We start from the raw sequence: 16,785 nt of genomic DNA, 5'->3' as shown, positions 1-16,785 counted from the left end.
CGATACGAGACGGTCTCGTATCGGAAGGGGCCTAGGCTCTGGCCATGACTACACCTGCCGCCGCCCCTCGGATTCCGGAAGCGGTACACCGCCGCCGCTGGGCGATCCTCGGCGTCCTGATGCTGAGCCTGCTGATAGTGGTGCTCGACAACTCGATCCTCAACGTCGCCATCAAGACCATCTCCACCCCGGCCCCCACCGGGCTGGGGGCGACGCAGAGCGAGCTGGAGTGGGCCATCAACGCCTACACGCTCGTCTTCGCCGGTCTGCTCTTCACCGCCGGCCTCATCGGTGACCGGGTGGGCCGAAAGAAGGTGCTGCTCGGCGGTCTCGTGGTGTTCGGCGCCGGTTCCGCGCTGGCCGCGGAGTCCGGCTCGCCGGGTCAGCTGATCGCCTTCCGCGCCCTGATGGCGCTGGGTGCCGCCTTCGTCATGCCGGCCACCCTCGCGGTCCTGATGAACGTCTTCGAGCGCGAGGAGCAGCCCAAGGCCATCGGCATCTGGGCCGGCGGAGTGGGCCTGGCCATCGCCATCGGCCCGATCACCGGCGGTCTGCTGCTCGACCACTTCTGGTGGGGCTCGGTCTTCCTCATCAACGTGCCGATCGTGATCCTCGCGCTCGGGCTGATGGTGTGGCTGGTGCCCGACTCCCGCGACCCCAGCCCCGGCCGGGTCGACCCCATCGGCGTCGTCCTGTCCGTCGTCGGCCTGGTCCTGCTCGTCTACGGCATCATCAAGGGCGGCGAGCTGGCCGACTTCACCAATGGGACCGTGCTGGCGACCATCGTGGCCGGTGTGCTCGTCCTCGCGGCCTTCGTCGTGTTCGAGAAGCGCAGCGACCACCCGTCCCTGGACGTCACCTACTTCAAGAACAAGGTCTTCTCGGCCGCCATGACCGCCATTGCGCTGGTCTTCTTCGCGCTGATGGGCGTGACGTTCTTCGCCGTCTTCTACACCCAGAGCGTGCGCGGCTACTCGCCGCTGGAGTCCGGTGTGCTGATGCTGCCGCTGGCCGCCGCACAGATGATCTTCGCGCCGCGTGCCCGGCTCATCGTCGACCGCTTCGGCAACAAGGCCACCACCACGGCCGGCCTGGTCGTCATCGCCGCCACGCTCGCCGCCTTCGCCGGCTTCGAGGCGGACACGCCGATCTGGGTGCTGGAGGTCGTCTTCTTCCTCATGGGCACCGGCATGGCGCACATCATGACGCCGACCAGCGTGGTCATCATGCAGGCGCTGCCCCGCGAGAAGGCCGGTTCGGCCTCCGCGCTGAGCAACACCTTCCGCCAGGTCGGCGGCGCCCTCGGCATCGCCGTCCTCGGCTCGGTGCTCTCGACGGCGTACCGCAACGGCATCGAGGGCAAGCTCGGGCTGCTGCCGCCCGGACTGCGCGACACGGCCGGCGAGTCCATCGAGGCCACGCTGGGCGTCGCGGCGAAGCTCGGACCGCGCGGCCAGGCCCTGGTGAACCCGGCCAACGACGCGTTCCTGCACGCCATGCACGTCACCGCGCTGTGCGGGACCGTGGTCGCGCTCATCGGCGCGGTCGTGGTGGCGGTGTTCCTGCCGGGCAAGGCGCCGGCGCCGCAGGCCGGCAAGGAGGAACCGGAGTTGGTGGTCGCGGCGGAGTAACCACGGACGTGGGGGCGGTCGACGCGCTGTGGTCAACGGGGGCGCGCGACGGGGGAACGGGGGCGTACGACGGGGGAAACAGGTCCGGCCATCAGGTAGGACAATCTCCCTGTACGACGAAAGGACGTCCCAAGTGAGCCTTGCCGACAGCCACACCGCTCCCGAGGCCCCCGTACGGGGACGCCCCCGGAGCGAGGCGGTGGAACGCGCCATCGTCGAGGGCGTGATGAAGCTGCTGGAGGACGGTGTGCCGCTCGCCGAGCTCTCCATAGAACGCATCGCCCGCACCGCGGGCGTCGGCAAGGCCACCATCTACCGCCGCTGGAGCGGCAAGGAGGAACTGTTCGTCGACGTGGTGCGCGCCGCCGAACCGCCGGACCCCGAACTGCCCGGCACCTCCATGCGCGACGACCTGGTGGCGCTGGTGGAGCAGCTGCGCCAGCGCGGACTGGTGAGCCGCTCGTCGGTGATCCTGCACAACGTCTACGCCCAGATGAAGAGCAGCCCGAAGATCTGGTGCGCGTACCACGCCACCGTCGTCGAGCCACGGCGCAGGCTCCAGATCGAGGTCCTGCGCCGCGGGCAGCGCAACGGCGAACTGCGCACCGACATCGACCTCGACCTGCTCAACGACATCTTCGTCGGACCCATGCTCCTGCGCACCATCATGCGCCCCGACGCCGGGCTTCCCGAGGGTCTGTCGGAGCAGATCGTGGACACGGTGCTCGAAGGGCTACGGCCCGTCAGCTCCCCGTCCTAATGTGCGCGTTTCGTCACAGACCATGCTTCCGGCGCCGTAACCGGAACTCCCCGCGCCGACTTGTTCGTCCTCGTGCCCGTACGGCCGTCCTGGACGGCGGGGACGGAGCCGATCATCCCCTAGGGTCGTAACCCGGGGGCGGACGGTGTGCACGGCGGGCAGTGAGGCGACGGTATGGCGCAGCAGGCATACGTGACGGAGACGGACAACGGCGGCTCGGGGCCCGAGCACCGGGGAACCCGGCTCCGGCGCCTGCTGGAACGCTTCCTCGACGGCTGGCGCGGCGACCCGCGGATCTGGCGCCGGGGCCTCGTCCTGACCGCGCTCGCGGTGGTCCTCTCCCTGGTGATGCTGCTGCACTCGCGCATCCCCAACCGGATCGGCAACCTCGGCAGCCTGACCGAGACCTTCCTGCCGTGGCTGGGCCTGCTGATTCCCCTGCTGCTGGTCCTGGCCCTGGTGCGCAGGTCGGCGACGGCGCTGATCGCGGTGCTGCTGCCCGCCGTCGTCTGGCTGAACCTCTTCGGCGGCCTGCTCACCGGCAAGACCGGCAGCGGCGGCGACCTGACCGTGGCCACGCACAACGTCAACGCCGACAACCCCGACCCCTCCGGCACCGCCCGGGGCGTGGCCGCCTCGGGCGCCGACGTGCTGGCCCTGGAGGAACTGAAGGCGTCGGCGGTCCCGGTCTACGAGAGCGCGCTGGCGCCGACGTACAAGTACCACTCGGTGCAGGGCACGGTCGGGCTGTGGAGCAAGTACCCGATCAGCGACGTCCGGTCCGTCGACATCAAGCTCGGCTGGACGCGGGCGATGCGCGCCACGGTGGCCACCGCCGAGGGACCCCTCGCGGTGTACGTCGCGCACATGCCCTCGGTGCGGGTGAAGATGAACGCCGGGTTCACCGCCCGGCAGCGCGACAAGAGCGCCGACGCGCTGGGCGAGGCCATCGCCGGCGAGCCACTGCCCAGGGTGGTGCTGCTGGGCGACCTCAACGGCACCATGAACGACCGCTCGCTCAACGCCGTCACCTCCCAGATGCGCTCCACCCAGGGCGCGGCGGGCAGTGGCTTCGGGTTCAGCTGGCCGGCGTCGTTCCCGATGGCGCGGATCGACCAGATCATGGTCAAGGGCGTCGACCCGGTCAGCTCCTGGACCCTTCCGCGCACCGGCAGCGACCACCTTCCGGTCGCGGCGCGTGTGAAGGTGGACACGTCCTCGTAACCCGCTGGAATACCGGCCCAGGGAGACTTTGTTCCGCAGTTGAACATATGCTGTACGGAACTCCGCTCCTTCCCTGAAAGGCACAGGCCCTTCATGCCCCTGGCCCTGCTCGCACTGGCCGTCGGCGCCTTCGGCATCGGTACCACCGAGTTCGTGATGATGGGGCTGCTGCCCGACGTCGCGGACGACCTGAACATCTCGATCCCCACCGCCGGGCACCTGGTCTCGGCGTACGCGCTGGGCGTCGTCATCGGCGCCCCGCTGCTGGCCGCGCTCACCTCGCGGCTGACCCGCCGCCACGTCCTGATCGGCCTCATGGCCCTGTTCGTCGCCGGCAACGCGCTCTCCGCCCTCGCCCCCGGCTACGACTCCCTGCTGGCCGCCCGGTTCCTCAGCGGCCTGCCGCACGGCGCCTTCTTCGGCGTGGGCGCCGTGGTCGCGACGAACATGGTGACGCCGGAGCGCAAGGCGCGCTCGGTGTCCCTGATGTTCCTCGGCCTGACGGTGGCCAACGTCGTCGGCGTCCCGGTCGCCACCCTCATGGGCCAGCACCTCGGCTGGCGGGCGACCTTCCTCGGCGTCAGCGCGATCGGCGTGGCGGCGATCGTCTCCCTCGCCCTGCTGATCCCGCGCGACCACACCCACGCCCAGGCCGGCGGCCTGCGCGGCGAACTGGCCGCCCTGCGCTCGCTGCCGGTGTGGCTGGCCCTGCTGACGACCGTGGCGGGCTTCGGCGCCCTCTTCGCCGCCTACAGCTACGTCACGCCGATGCTGACGGACTCCGCCGGGTACACGGAGGGCAGCGTGACGCTGCTGCTGGCACTGTTCGGCGTGGGCGCGACCGCCGGCAACCTGCTGGGCGGCCGCCTGGCCGACCACTCGATGCGGGGCACGCTGTTCGGCGGGCTCGGCTCGCTGGCGGTGGTGCTGATGCTGTTCCCGCCGCTGATGCGGGCCGAGTGGAGCGCCGCGCTCGCGGTGGCCCTGCTGGGCATGGCCGCCTTCGTCACCGGCTCGCCGCTCCAGCTCATGGTCATGGAGAAGGCGTCGGCGGCCCCGTCCCTGGCGTCCTCGGCCAATCAGGCCGCGTTCAACCTGGCCAACGCCGGGGGCGCGTGGATCGGCGGGCTGGCGCTCGCCGCCGGCTTCGGGGTCACGTCGCCCGCGGTGGCGGGGGCGGCGCTGGCCGTACTCGGCCTGGGCGTGGCGGGCGTGGCGTACGCGGTGGACCGGCGGCGTGAGGTTGTCCGGGTGGGCCGGGTGGTCGCTACGCACGTGCCGGAGCAGTCGGGGGTCCTGCACCGCTGAACCAGGGGGCTGTGCCCTGCGCCTGGGCAGAGCTCGTCACGACCATGCGGTGGCTCCGCATGACGGGTCACCAGCGATCACTGCATGGAGTGGAGGGTGGCTACGCGCGGCGCTGGGGCCTGTCCGGCGGATCCGGCCGGACAGGCCCCAGGTCGCGAGGAGGGCTCAGCGCTTGAGCGTGAAGGTGAAGTCGCCGGAGAGCCTGCCGCTCAGCCGGACTGCCGAAACGAGTTTGCCCTCCGTGATCAGTCTCTCGACCTCGGCGCGCGAAAGACCGCACCCTTCAGCGATCAGTCGCACCGGCCGGACAGGGATCCGCGCCGCAAAGCGGACCATGACGTCGATCACCTCGCGGTCCAGGTGATCCGATCCGCCGGTGTCGAGGCGCCAGGCGTTGTCCCAGCCGAGGGCGATGCGATTACGGCGCTGCACGACCGGATCCTGGAGCAGCTCAGCTGTCAGGTCAGGGTCGTTGCCATGCAGCCGGTCCAGCAACTCAGGTCGTACGGAGCGCACGTTCATCCGCTCCAGGACCGTGAGCTTCGCCGTTTCCCCGCAAGCGGTGCAGAGCGCGAGGAGCCAGGCGTCGATGAGCTTGTGGTTGGCGTTGACGCGAAACTTACCGCTTGCCCGGAAGCGCTCGGACGCGCACGCGTGGCAACGGCGGAGAACGAGCGGCAGGCAGGTGGGCACGACCACCCAGTTTTCGAGCACAGAAGTACACCGGTTTCAGTGAGAAGTCCGCAGCAAAAAGCAGCGCGGCGCACATGCGCGACGCGCGACGAATCAGCACTCGGGAGGTCTCACAGGGTGTACAACGGCACGTCCTTGACTAGACGACTTGGTCCGGCAGCACGGTAGTGGCGCACAGCGGCGCTGCTCCACTGGTTTTCGCTCGGGCCGAGGCGGCCGGCGTCCCGGGCCGGGGCACCGGCCCGGCCAGTTCGCACCAGACCGTCTTGTGGCCCGCGCCCTGGTCCACGCCCCAGCGTTGGGCGAGCGCGTCGATCAGGGTCAGGCCGCGGCCGGACTCGGCCGTGTTGGTGGCCGGCAGGAGCACGGGGAGGGTCCGCGCGTCGGGGTCGGTGACCTCGACGCGGGTGTGGCCGTGGTCCGTGCCGGTGACGCGGACGGTCACCGGGGTGCCCTCGCCGAGGAGGTCGATCCAAGGCGCCCGACGGCCCCGCCCTGCTCCTCAGCGCCGCCGCCTGGGCGCCCTTCGTCGCCTCACTCAGGGGCTGAACCCGGCTCCGGCACGTCGAACCGGGCCAGGTCCCGCAGCCAGGCCCGTGCGTTGCTGTCGGACGGTGCGCGCCAGTCGCCGCGCGGTGAGAGCGAACCGCCGGCCGAGACCTTCGGCCCGTTCGGCATGGCCGATCGCTTGAACTGCGCGAACGCGAAGAAGCGACGGCAGAAGACCTCCAGCCAGTGCCTGATCTCCGGCAGGTCGTACGCCACCCGCTTGGCCTCCGGGAAGTTCGGCGGCCAGGCGCCGGCTTCCGGGTCGTGCCAGGCGTGCCAGGCCAGAAAGGCGATCTTCGACGGCCGGAAGCCGTACCGCAGCACATGGAAGAGGGTGAAGTCGTGCAGCGCGTACGGGCCGATCCTGGACTCGGTGGACTGCATCTCCTCGCCCGGCACGAGCTCCGGGCTGATCTCGGTGTCGAGGATCGCGGCGAGCGTCCTGCCGGTCTCCTCGCCGAACTGGCCGCTGCTGATGACCCAGCGGATCAGATGCTGGATCAGCGTCTTCGGCACACCGGAGTTGACGTTGTAGTGGCTCATCTGGTCGCCCACGCCGTACGTGGACCAGCCGAGCGCCAGCTCCGACAGGTCACCGGTGCCCAGCACGATGCCTCCGCGCTGGTTGGCCAGCCGGAACAGGTAGTCGGTGCGCAGCCCGGCCTGCACGTTCTCGAAGGTGACGTCGTACACCGGCTCGCCGGCCGCGAACGGGTGGCCCATCTCCTTCAGCATCAGCCGCGCGGTGGGCGTGATGTCCAGCTCGGCCGCGGTGACGCCGAGCGAGTTCATCAGCTTGTGGGCGTTGTCCTTGGTGTGGTCGCTGGTGGCGAAGCCGGGCAGCGTGAAGGCCAGGATGTCGCTGCGCGGGCGGCCCGCGCGGTCCATCGCCCGGGCGGCGACGATCAGCGCGTGCGTGGAGTCCAGGCCGCCGGACACCCCGATGACCACCTTCGGGCCGCCGATCGACGCGAGTCGCTGCTGGAGGCCCTCGACCTGGATGTTGTACGCCTCGTAGCAGTCCAGGGCGAGACGGTCGGCGTCGGCGGGCACGAACGGGAAGCGCTCCAGGCGACGGCGCAACCCCAGGTCGGTGAGCGGCGGATCGAGCTCGAACCCGATCGTCCGGAAGTCGTCGGTCCGGGCCCGGTGCGTACGGCGGTTGTCGTCGAAGGTTCCCATGCGCTGCCGCTCCTGCCGCAGCAGGTCGAGGTCCACGTCGGCCACCGCGTAACTGTCGCCGAGCGGGAACCGATCGGTCTCCGCCAGCAGCACGCCGTTTTCGTAGACCATGGCCTGGCCGTCCCAGGACAGGTCCGTGGTCGACTCGCCCAGTCCGGCCGCCGCGTAGACGTACGCGGCGAGGCAGCGGGAGGACGCCGAACGGCACAGCAGCTTGCGGTCCTCGGCCCGCCCGACCGTGATCGGGCTGCCCGAGAGGTTGACGAGGAGCGTCGCACCGGCGAGGGCCGCCTCCGCGCTGGGTGGCACCGGCACCCACATGTCCTCGCAGATCTCCGCGTGCAGCACGAGACCGGGAACGTCGTCCGCCGCGAACAGCAGGTCCACGCCGAACGGTACGGCCTCGCCGCCGACGCGGATCGACCCGCCGCGCTCGTCGGCGCCGTCGCCGATCTGCCGGCGCTCGTAGAACTCCCGGTAGTTCGGCGGGTACGACTTGGGTACGACACCGAGGACACGGCCGCGGTGCACGATCACCGCGCAGTTGTAGATCCGGTTGCGGTGGCGCAGCGGGGCACCGACGACCAGTACCGGCAGCAGTTCCGCCGACCCGGCGACCACCTGCTGCAACGCCTCCTCCACCTGATCGAGCAGCGCGTCCTGCAGCAGCAGGTCCTCGATCGAGTAGCCGCACAGCACCATCTCCGGGAAGACGGCGACGGCGACCCCCTCCCCGGCGCACCGGCGCGCGTGGCGCAGGACCGCTTCCGCGTTGGCGTGCGGGTCCGCGATGACGGTGTGACCCGTGCACGCGGCGACGCGTGCGAAGCCATGCTGATAGATCGACCAGAAGTTCAACGGAGGCACGGGCCCAGTGTAATCGTCAGAGCGACGCGATGGGGGGTGCGGAGGTGTGGGACGCCCCACGCAGGCGCCGGTGCGCGCCAGCGGCCATGATGTTCCTACGGCACCAGGGGAGGCGCACCAGGGGAGGCGGCCATGACCTTCGTCGGGATCGACGGCGTCGTCCACCACGTCGTCGTCGACGGCAGCGGACCGCTGTGCGTCCTCAGCCCCGGGCTCGGGATGTGCTGGTTCGACTGGGACCCCGTCGTCCCGCTGCTCGCTCCGCACCGCACCGTCGTCCGCTTCGACCGCCCGGGGCTCGGCCTCAGCGGGCACACGCGCGTGTGGCCGACGCTCGCCGGGGAGGCCCGGCGCATCGCGGCCGTCCTGGACGTGCTCGGCCTCGACGGGCCCGCCACGGTGGTGGGGCACTCGCTCGCCGGTTTCCACGCGGAGGCGTTCGCCCGGCTGTTCCCCGCGCGGGCTGCCGGGCTCGTGCTCGTCGACTCCAGCGTCGAGGAACATCCCCGCCCTCGGAGGGCGCCCGCGGTGCGGAACACCGCCGCACGCGTGTGCGCCACGCTGGCGGGCGCGGCCGGTCTGCCCCGCGTGGCGGGGCCGTCGCTGCGCCGGGCGGCGGTCCGGGCGGGCCGGGTCGGCGGGGGTGAACCGGCGTCGTACGACCAACTCCGGCGCGCGTATTCCACCAGCCGCTGGCTGCGTGCGGTCCTCGCCGAGAACACCGCGTACACCGACCAGGCCGTGGCCCTCGCCGCCCTGCGCGAGCGGCGGCCCCTGCGGCCCCGCCTGCCCGTCACCGTGCTCGCCGCGGACGACCCGCGCCGCGGCCCGCACCGGCGGGAGCACTGGCTCGCCCGGCAGCGGGCGCTGGCCACGACCCTGGACGGCAACCTCCACGTCAGCGCCCCGGCCGGCCACCTGGTCATGCTCGACCGGCCCGAGGACGTCGCCGCCGCCGTGCTGCACACGCGCGTGCGCCCGCCCTTCGGGGAACAGCAGGGCCGGTCGCGGGGCCGCTCGGGGTGATTCGCCGAGGGGGGGGAGCAGGTGCGGCGCGACGCCCTGACGGGGTTGCCGCCCTCCGTGCTTCCCCCGCGCGTGCGGCCCGTCGGCGGTCCTTGAGGTACTCGCGCGACGGCCGCCGCTGTCCCCGCGCGCGTGCGCCCGCCCCTCGGGCGGCAGGGCCGGAGCCCGGGCCGCTCGCGGTGATTCGGTTGCCCAGGGGGAGTTGGCAGCCCTTGAGGTACCCGCGCAGCGGCCGCCGCCGTCCCCGCACGCGCGTGCGCCCGCCCCTCGGTGAGGAGGGACGGGCGCACGGTCGCCGGAGCGAATGACCAGGCGTCAGTGGCGACGGTAGGAGTCGACGTAGCCGTTCGCGGGCGAGCCCACGCCGGTGACGTCGTCGTAGCCCTTGACGGCCTTGAGTGAGCTGTCCTTGCCGAGGCTGCGGACGGAGACGCTCAGACCACCGGTGGCGTCGAAGCCGTTGACGAAGTCGACACGGGCGACCGCGAGGTCCTTGCCGGTCGGCTGGTCCACCACGTCGTGGTACAGCTTCGAGCCGTACTTGGCGTAGATCGTCGGGTTGGCGAAGCCGATCGCCTTGCCGCCGCGCGCCTCCTGGGCGAGGGCCTGGACGGCCGCGATGACCGGCGCGGCCAGCGAGGTGCCGCCGATGCGGTACTCGTTGTACTGCTGCGTCCCGTCCGGGAAGGTCTGCGTCTGGCCGACCTTGAAACCGGTGTTCGGGTCGGCGATCGCCGCGATGTCCGGGACGACGCGGTTGCCCTCGGCGCCGTTGGCCGTGGCCAGGGCCTTCGGCACCACGTTCTTCTGGTAGTACGGCTGCGGCACGGTCTTGCTGGTGCCGCCGCCCGCGCCCGAGGTGAACGCGCCGGGGAAGTTGGTCCAGCTCTTGCCGTCCGCGGACAGCACGGCCTTCTCGGTGCCCCAGCCGGTCTCCCACTGGTACGTGTCGCCCTTGCCGACGGCCAGCGAGGTACCGCCGACGGCGGTCACCCACGCCGAGTTGGCCGGGGTGTCGACCTGCTTCGTACCGGTGTGGGCGGCCTCGTCGCCGTTGTCGCCGGAGGAGAAGTAGAAGCCGATGCCCTGGACCGCGCCGAACTGGAAGACCTGGTCGTAGGCGGCCGCGAGGTCCGGCGTCTGGTTCGCCTCGATGTCGCCCCAGGAGTTGGAGACGATGTCGGCGAGGTGGTTGTCGACGACCTTGCTCAGCGAGTCGAGCAGGTCGTCGTCGTAGCAGGAGCCGGCGCCCACGTACGTGACGTCGGCGGCGGGCGCGACCGCGTGCACGGCCTCGACGTCGAGGGTCTCCTCGCCGTACCAGCCGGCGGCCCCGCACTCCTTGGTCTTGGTGTAGTTCTTCGGCAGCACCTGGTGCAGCTGACCGGTCTTCCAGGCGGCGTCACCGTGCTTGCCCGCGTAGGTGGCCGCGTCGAAGGCGATGGTCGGCGAGGCGTACGCGTCGGTGATGGCGATCCGGACGCCCTTGCCGGTGTAGCTGCCGGCGCCGTAGGCGGCCCGCAGCTGCTTGCCCGTGTAGCCCTTGACGGCGTACGGGATCTTGGTGCCGTACGCGTCCGGCAGCGTGCTCGCGATGTTCGAGCCGTAGTACGAGGAGAACGGCCCGGAGTTCTTGAACACGGCGTCCGGCGGCGGGAGCTGGTCGTCGTGGTTCGCCTTGTGCGGGGCGTTGTCCAGGCCGGTGACGGTCAGGACGGCGCCCTTCAGGCCCTCCGGCACCGACGCCGACCGGGCCGGCGCGCGGTAGGTCTTGGAGCCCTTGGCGAAGTTGTGCAGCTGGGTGCCGAACGCCTTCTCGGCGGCGGCGACGTCGCCGGTGACGGCGATGTAGTGCGCGGTCACCGAGGTGACCTTCAGGCCCGCCGACTTCAGCCACGACTTGACGGCGGCCACCTGTGCCTTGGTCGCACCGAAGCGCGACTGCGTCTGCTTGGCGCTCAGGTACTTGCCGTACGCGGCCGAGGACGGGTCGGAGACCGCCTTGGCGTACGCGGCGAGGCCGGCGGCGTCCCGTCCGGCCAGGTAGACCCGGGCGTTCACCGGGGCGCTGTCGGAGGTGGCGCCCTTGTCCGCCTTGGCCGTGGCCCACACGGGCTTGGTGCCCGCGAGGGCGTTGCGGCCCGGGTCGCCCGCGGCGTGCGCCGCGGGTATGCCGAACGCCAGCGCACCGGCGAGCATCGGCAGTGTTGCCGCCATGCTCACTCCGGCGCGTGCGATGGCGCGGTTGGATCTCATAGAACCCCCTGCGATGCGGATCGCATGTAACGCAATGAGTGGTTGGTCCACGAGTGATCCGCGTAGAGCCGCGGCGGTTCGGCCCGTGAATGGATCACGCGATCGGGGGCCACTCTTCCCGATGAACCGTTCATGCCAGGGGAATGGGCAAGCCAAGAGAAACCCAAGGAACAGTCATGTGAGGTGACTTGGGGCCGAATTGCCGCTTTCGCGGTGCCGGCTGGGGTGTGTCCGGATCATGAACGGGGCGCGGCGCCGCGCTCCTTGAGCATGCCGGCCATCAGCTGGATCTCCGACTGCTGCGCGTCGACCATGCCCTGGGCGAGCCGCTTCTCCACGCCGACCGTGCACTTGGCGGCACAGCCCCGCGCCATGTGGATGCCGCCCTTGTGATGGTCCGTCATCAGCTGCAGGTAGAGCACCTCGGCCTGCCTGCCGTTGAATTCGCCCAGCTTCTTCATCTCGGCGTCGGTCGCCATGCCCGGCATCAGCGCGCCGTCCTTGCCGGAGGCCATGTCACCCATGCCCATCCAGGTCATCGGCGGCTGCGCCGACACCTTCGGCAGCCCCCACAGGTCGAGCCAGCCCAGCAGCATCCCGCGCTGGTTGGCCTGGGTCTGCGCGATGTCGTAGGCGAGACGGCGCACTTCGGTGTCGCCCGTGCGGTCGCGCACGATGTACGACATTTCCACGGCCTGCTGGTGATGGACCGCCATGTCCCGGGCGAAGCCGGCGTCCGCGGAGTCGGCGGCGGGCGTCGTGACGGCGTCCCCGCCCGAGCCGCCCCTGTCCTCGGCGACCGCGTACGTGATTGCGCCCGCCGCCACCAGCGCGGTGGCCGCCGCTCCCGCGATCAGCCCGATGAACCTCACTGGCCCAGCCCGCCCGTGCAGGTGGCCCCCGGCTCCGGCGTCTGGGAGCCCTGGACGAACCGGGCGAAGAACTTGTCGACGTCCGGGTCGTTCGCACCCGTCACCGTGCGCTGGTGCCCCCACGCGCTGAGCATGATCGGGTCCTTCTGGTCCTCGACCGGGCTCATCAGCGTGTACGGCGTCCTCTTCACCTTCGCCGCGAGCGCGGCCACGTCGGCCTTGGACGCCCTGCCGTTGTACGTCACCCAGACGGCGCCGTGCTCCAGGGAGTGCACGGCGTTCACGTTGTTGACGGGCTTGGTGTAGACGTCGCCGTTGCAGTTCTGCCAGACCGGGTTGTGATCGCCGCCGACCGGGGGCTCCATCGGGTAGGTCACGGCGCTGGTGGTGTGGGTGCGGCCCAGGGTGCCCTTCCAGGTCTTCACGCCGTCCGCGCCGGTGACGAAGTGCCCGGCGGCCGCGTTCTTGCCGTTCTTGCCGTTCTTGCCGTTCTTGCCGTTCTTGGCGTCGCCGGCCGAGGCGGTCGACTTGCCGTCGCCCGACTGCGCGTGCACGACCACCACGCCGCCGACGACCAGGCCCGCCGCGACGACCGCGCTCGCCGTGATCGTGACGATGCGATTGCGGCGCTCCCGGGTGCGTTCGGCGCGGCGCATCTCCTCCACGCGTGCCTTGCGCTGGTTGCTGTCGGTCTGCTCGGCGGAGCCCATGGCGGAGTCCTTTGGGGGAAGGAGGAGGGACGGGAGGGGCGGGTCCGCTGATCGTAGTGGGGCCGGGGGGTCAGCGGGAGGCCGCATGGTATCGGCCCATAACTTGAAGCACAGATGTGCATTATCTACGCTGGCCGCATGCGGCTGCTGCGCTCCACGGACCTGGCGCTGCGCGTCCTGATGCGACTCGCCGTCGCCGGCGAGTCGAGCCCCACGACCCGGGATGTCGCGGCGGCCATGGACGTGCCCTACACCCACGCCGCGAAGGTCGTCGCCGAACTGACCCACATGGGCCTGGTCGCCGCCCGGCGCGGCCGGGGCGGGGGGCTCGCGCTCACCGAGCGGGGGCGCACGGCGTCGGTGGGCGCCGTGGTGCGCGCCTTCGAGGGCGAGGGCGACGTCGTCGACTGCGAGGGCGCCGGCCAGGGCGCCAACCCCTGCCCGCTGAGCTCGGGCTGCCGGCTGCGGGGCGCACTGCGCCGGGCCCAGGAGGCGTTCTTCGCCACGCTGGACCCGGTGACGGTCGCCGACATCGTCGCGGACCCGACGGGCTCGCTGCTGCTGGGGATCGGCGAGGCGCCGTAGCACTCCCGGGCGCCGGCCGGGCCGGGCCGTAGTGGTGCCGGGCGCCGGGCCGCAGCGCTTCCGCGGGTCGGCCGGGGCTCGTGGCGCCGGCGGAAACGGGGCCGGAAATGGCGGGGCGCCCCGGAAGAAGACCGCTGTGGTCCTCCCGGGGCGCCCGGGTGCCGTGAGTGGGGGGCGTCAGTCCTTCGCGAGCCAGAGGTCCGGGCCGAACACCTCGTAGTGGACGTCGGCCGGAGCCACGCCCTTCTCGATCAGCTGGGCGCGCACCGCCCGCATGAAGGGCAGCGGACCGCACAGGTACGCGTGCGTGCCGGCCGGGACGTCCACGTCGGTGAGGTCGGCCAGGCCGGGCCGCCCGGCGCCCTCGGCATCCTGCTCGTAGAAGAAGACCGCCCGGCCCTCGGGCAGCTTGGCCGCGTACGCCTCGTGGTCCGAGCGCAGCGCGTGCGCGGCGGGGGAGCGGTCGGCGTGCACCACGGTCACCGGGGCCCGGTGACCGGTGAGGGCCAGCTGCTCCAGCATGGCGATCACCGGGGTCACGCCGATGCCCGCGGAGGCGAGCAGCAGCGGCGCCTCGGTGTCCTCCAGGGCGAGGTCGCCGTACGGGGCGGACAGCTGCAGGACGTCACCCACCTGCACGCGCGCGTGCAGGTGATTCGAGACCTCGCCGGCCGGCGTCGTGGCGTCGCCGCTCACCCGCTTGACGGCGAACTGGCGCTCGGGCGAGCCGGGGGCCGCGGTCAGGCTGTACTGGCGGATCTGCCGGGCGCCGTCCGCGAGCGTGACGCCGACCGAGACGTACTGGCCGGCGCGGTAGCCCGGCACCGGGCCGTCGTCGACCGGACGCAGCTTGAAGGTGGCCACGTCGGCGGTCTCCTCGATCCGCTCGACGACCTCCCACTCGCGCCAGCCGCGCTGCTCGCTCTGCTCGTAGAGCCGCTTCTCGATGGCTATGAGGGCGTTGGCCATCAGCCAGTAGACGTCGGTCCAGGCGGCGGCCACCTCGGGCGTGACCGCCTCGCCGAGGATCTCGGCGATGGCGGCGAACAGGTGCTCGTGGACGATCGGGTACTGCTCCGGGGTGATGCCCAGCGAGGCGTGCTTGTGGGCGATGCGGTCGAGCATCAGGTCGGGCCGCTGCTCGGGGTTGTTCACGAGGTACGTGGCGAACGCGGCGATGGAGCCGGCCAGGGCCTGCTTCTGGGTGCCGGCGGCCTGGTTGCCGCGGTTGAACAGGTCGCGCAGCAGCTCGGGGTGGGCTGCGAACATCCGGGCGTAGAAGCGCTCGGTGATCTCGCCGATGGCCGCGCCCACGGCGGGCAGGGTGGCGCGGACGGTGGCTGCTGACTGCTCGGACAGCATCGTGACTCCTCGAAAGCTCGATCACTCGACTGATCACGACGGTATGAAAACTTGCATCTGAGATGCAAATTAAGAGGGAGTGGTCTCGCTCACTTCGGAAAGACTTCGGCCATTACGGATGTCGGTCCGAACAGGCAAGATGGGCGACAGAGCAGTACACCCGGCGTACACCAGGCGTTCGGGCCCAGGACGGCCGGGCGATCAAGGTGCGCAACGCGCGTGAAATGGTGTTGTGGTGTGATGCTCAGGTGCCCGACCGCCTCCCCGTGATACGGGGGCCGCAGGCGGCCTGACCAGCAAGGATGGGGAAGCGGAAGATGGACAAGCAGCAGGAGTTCGTGCTCCGGACGTTGGAGGAGCGCGACATCCGGTTCGTACGCCTGTGGTTCACGGACGTGCTGGGCTTCCTCAAGTCCGTGGCCGTGGCCCCCGCCGAGCTGGAGCAGGCCTTCGACGAGGGCATCGGCTTCGACGGCTCCGCCATCGAGGGCTTCGCGCGGGTCTACGAGTCCGACATGATCGCCAAGCCCGACCCGTCCACGTTCCAGATCCTGCCCTGGCGCGCCGAGGCCCCCGGCACCGCCCGCATGTTCTGCGACATCCTCATGCCGGACGGCTCCCCCTCCTTCGCGGACCCCAGGTATGTGCTGAAGCGGGCCCTGGCCCGCACCTCCGACCTGGGCTTCACCTTCTACACCCACCCGGAGATCGAGTTCTTCCTGCTGAAGGACCGTCCGTTGGACGGCTCCCGCCCGACCCCCGCCGACAACTCCGGGTACTTCGACCACACCCCGCAGGCCATCGGCATGGACTTCCGCCGTCAGGCGATCACCATGCTGGAGTCGATGGGGATCTCGGTGGAGTTCTCCCACCACGAGGGCGCCCCCGGCCAGCAGGAGATCGACCTGCGCTACGCCGACGCGCTCTCCACCGCGGACAACATCATGACCTTCCGCCTGGTCATGAAGCAGGTCGCGCTGGAGCAGGGCCTGCAGGCGACCTTCATGCCGAAGCCGTTCTCGGAGTACCCCGGCTCCGGCATGCACTCCCACCTCTCCCTCTTCGAAGGCGACCGGAACGCGTTCTACGAGTCCGGCGCCGAGTACCAGCTCTCCAAGGTCGGCCGTTCCTTCATCGCCGGCCTGCTGCGGCACGCCGCCGAGATCTCCGCGGTCACCAACCAGTGGGTCAACTCCTACAAGCGCATCTGGGGCGGCTCCGAGCGCACTGCCGGCGCCGGCGGCGAGGCCCCCAGCTACATCTGCTGGGGCCACAACAACCGCTCCGCCCTGGTCCGCGTCCCGATGTACAAGCCCGGCAAGACGGGCTCGGCGCGCGTGGAGGTCCGCTCCCTGGACTCCGGCGCCAACCCCTACCTCGCCTACGCCGTCCTCCTGGCCGCCGGCCTGAAGGGCATCGAGGAGGGCTACGAGCTCCCGCCCGGCGCCGAGGACGACGTGTGGGCCCTGTCCAACGCCGAGCGCCGCGCAATGGGTATCGAACCCCTCCCGCAGAACCTCGGCGAGGCGCTCTCCCTCATGGAGAGCAGCGACCTGGTCGCCGAGACCCTCGGCGAGCACGTCTTCGACTTCTTCCTGCGCAACAAGAAGCAGGAGTGGGAGGAGTACCGCTCGGAGGTCACGGCCTTCGAACTGCGCAGGCACCTGCCGGTGCTGTAGGCGCAGGCCGTCGACCCTGAGGCGCTTTTTCTCTGGGCCGTCTGTGGGCCGTATGAGCATGGATCCCAGGGGCGTCCCGCC

15 protein-coding genes are annotated in these 16,785 nt (G+C 71.0%); 8 read left to right on the top strand and 7 right to left on the bottom strand.

The window, feature by feature from the left end; genetic code table 11:
- Positions 1–44: 44 nt before the first annotated feature.
- The 4 genes from ACH4UM_RS05355 to ACH4UM_RS05340 all read left to right on the top strand — a co-directional run bounded on the left by ACH4UM_RS05355 (position 45) and on the right by ACH4UM_RS05340 (position 4,923).
- Entirely contained in the window at positions 45–1,631 is a 1,587-nt protein-coding gene (locus ACH4UM_RS05355) for an MFS transporter (protein WP_398173860.1), read from the top strand.
- A gap of 133 nt (positions 1,632–1,764) precedes the next feature.
- Positions 1,765–2,391 (top strand): TetR/AcrR family transcriptional regulator, encoded by a 627-nt coding sequence (locus ACH4UM_RS05350; RefSeq protein WP_398173857.1) that lies wholly within the window; start codon positions 1,765–1,767, stop codon positions 2,389–2,391.
- Between the two features lie 174 nt (positions 2,392–2,565).
- Positions 2,566–3,615: an endonuclease/exonuclease/phosphatase family protein gene (locus ACH4UM_RS05345; protein ID WP_398173854.1), complete on the top strand. Its 1,050-nt coding sequence runs from the start codon at positions 2,566–2,568 to the stop codon at positions 3,613–3,615.
- Positions 3,616–3,708: 93 nt separating this feature from the next.
- Positions 3,709–4,923, top strand: a complete 1,215-nt coding sequence (locus ACH4UM_RS05340; protein WP_398173851.1) for an MFS transporter — start codon at positions 3,709–3,711, stop codon at positions 4,921–4,923.
- A 165-nt stretch (positions 4,924–5,088) separates the two neighbouring features.
- Here the strand turns inward: ACH4UM_RS05340 and ACH4UM_RS05335 are convergent, their stop codons facing one another.
- Both ACH4UM_RS05335 and ACH4UM_RS05330 read right to left on the bottom strand, forming a co-directional pair.
- A complete protein-coding gene (locus tag ACH4UM_RS05335; RefSeq protein ID WP_398173848.1) occupies positions 5,089–5,637 on the bottom strand; it encodes a DUF1062 domain-containing protein in 549 nt (182 codons plus the stop codon).
- A gap of 118 nt (positions 5,638–5,755) precedes the next feature.
- Positions 5,756–6,061 carry an ATP-binding protein gene (locus ACH4UM_RS05330; RefSeq protein ID WP_398173845.1) on the bottom strand — a complete coding sequence of 102 codons (306 nt, stop codon included), beginning with the start codon at positions 6,059–6,061 and terminating at the stop codon, positions 5,756–5,758.
- A 50-nt stretch (positions 6,062–6,111) separates the two neighbouring features.
- Between ACH4UM_RS05330 and ACH4UM_RS05325 the strand changes: the two genes are divergently transcribed.
- A complete protein-coding gene (locus ACH4UM_RS05325) occupies positions 6,112–6,165 on the top strand; it encodes a hypothetical protein (RefSeq protein ID WP_398175003.1) in 54 nt (17 codons plus the stop codon).
- On the opposite strand, the gene ACH4UM_RS05320 is transcribed toward ACH4UM_RS05325, so the two are convergent.
- A complete protein-coding gene (locus tag ACH4UM_RS05320) occupies positions 6,151–8,214 on the bottom strand; it encodes an NAD(+) synthase (RefSeq protein WP_398173842.1) in 2,064 nt (687 codons plus the stop codon). The genes ACH4UM_RS05325 and ACH4UM_RS05320 overlap by 15 nt on opposite strands.
- 132 nt (positions 8,215–8,346) lie before the next feature.
- Here ACH4UM_RS05320 and ACH4UM_RS05315 point away from each other — a divergent pair, with 132 nt between their 5' ends.
- Positions 8,347–9,240, top strand: a complete 894-nt coding sequence (locus ACH4UM_RS05315) for an alpha/beta fold hydrolase (RefSeq protein WP_398173839.1) — start codon at positions 8,347–8,349, stop codon at positions 9,238–9,240.
- Positions 9,241–9,555: 315 nt separating this feature from the next.
- On the opposite strand, the gene ACH4UM_RS05310 is transcribed toward ACH4UM_RS05315, so the two are convergent.
- The 3 genes from ACH4UM_RS05310 to ACH4UM_RS05300 form a co-directional block, all read right to left on the bottom strand.
- Complete coding sequence (locus ACH4UM_RS05310) at positions 9,556–11,496, bottom strand: protease pro-enzyme activation domain-containing protein (protein ID WP_398173836.1); 1,941 nt, start codon at positions 11,494–11,496, stop codon at positions 9,556–9,558.
- Between the two features lie 236 nt (positions 11,497–11,732).
- The gene (locus ACH4UM_RS05305; protein ID WP_398173833.1) at positions 11,733–12,368 is read right to left on the bottom strand and encodes a DUF305 domain-containing protein; all 636 of its coding nucleotides are present in this window, start codon (positions 12,366–12,368) and stop codon (positions 11,733–11,735) included.
- Positions 12,365–13,078, bottom strand: a complete 714-nt coding sequence (locus ACH4UM_RS05300) for a DUF3105 domain-containing protein (protein WP_398173830.1) — start codon at positions 13,076–13,078, stop codon at positions 12,365–12,367. The genes ACH4UM_RS05305 and ACH4UM_RS05300 overlap by 4 nt, the downstream gene beginning before the upstream one ends.
- Before the next feature lie 138 nt (positions 13,079–13,216).
- On the opposite strand from ACH4UM_RS05300, the gene ACH4UM_RS05295 reads away from it, so the two are divergent.
- Positions 13,217–13,663, top strand: coding sequence for an RrF2 family transcriptional regulator (locus ACH4UM_RS05295; RefSeq protein ID WP_398173827.1), 447 nt, complete (start codon positions 13,217–13,219; stop codon positions 13,661–13,663).
- Positions 13,664–13,840: 177 nt separating this feature from the next.
- Here ACH4UM_RS05295 and ACH4UM_RS05290 read toward each other — a convergent pair whose 3' ends face one another.
- On the bottom strand, positions 13,841–15,025 hold the full coding sequence (locus ACH4UM_RS05290; RefSeq protein ID WP_398173824.1) for a globin domain-containing protein: 1,185 nt from the start codon (positions 15,023–15,025) through the stop codon (positions 13,841–13,843).
- 317 nt (positions 15,026–15,342) lie between these two features.
- On the opposite strand from ACH4UM_RS05290, the gene ACH4UM_RS05285 reads away from it, so the two are divergent.
- Entirely contained in the window at positions 15,343–16,704 is a 1,362-nt protein-coding gene (locus tag ACH4UM_RS05285; protein ID WP_398173821.1) for a glutamine synthetase family protein, read from the top strand.
- Positions 16,705–16,785: the final 81 nt, after the last annotated feature.

Origin of the sequence: Streptomyces sp. NPDC020801 (assembly GCF_044334385.1) — a bacterium.
GTDB lineage: Bacteria > Actinomycetota > Actinomycetes > Streptomycetales > Streptomycetaceae > Streptomyces.
The sequence above is the reverse complement of the archived record's forward strand: the minus strand, read 5'-3'. Positions and strand labels throughout refer to the sequence as shown.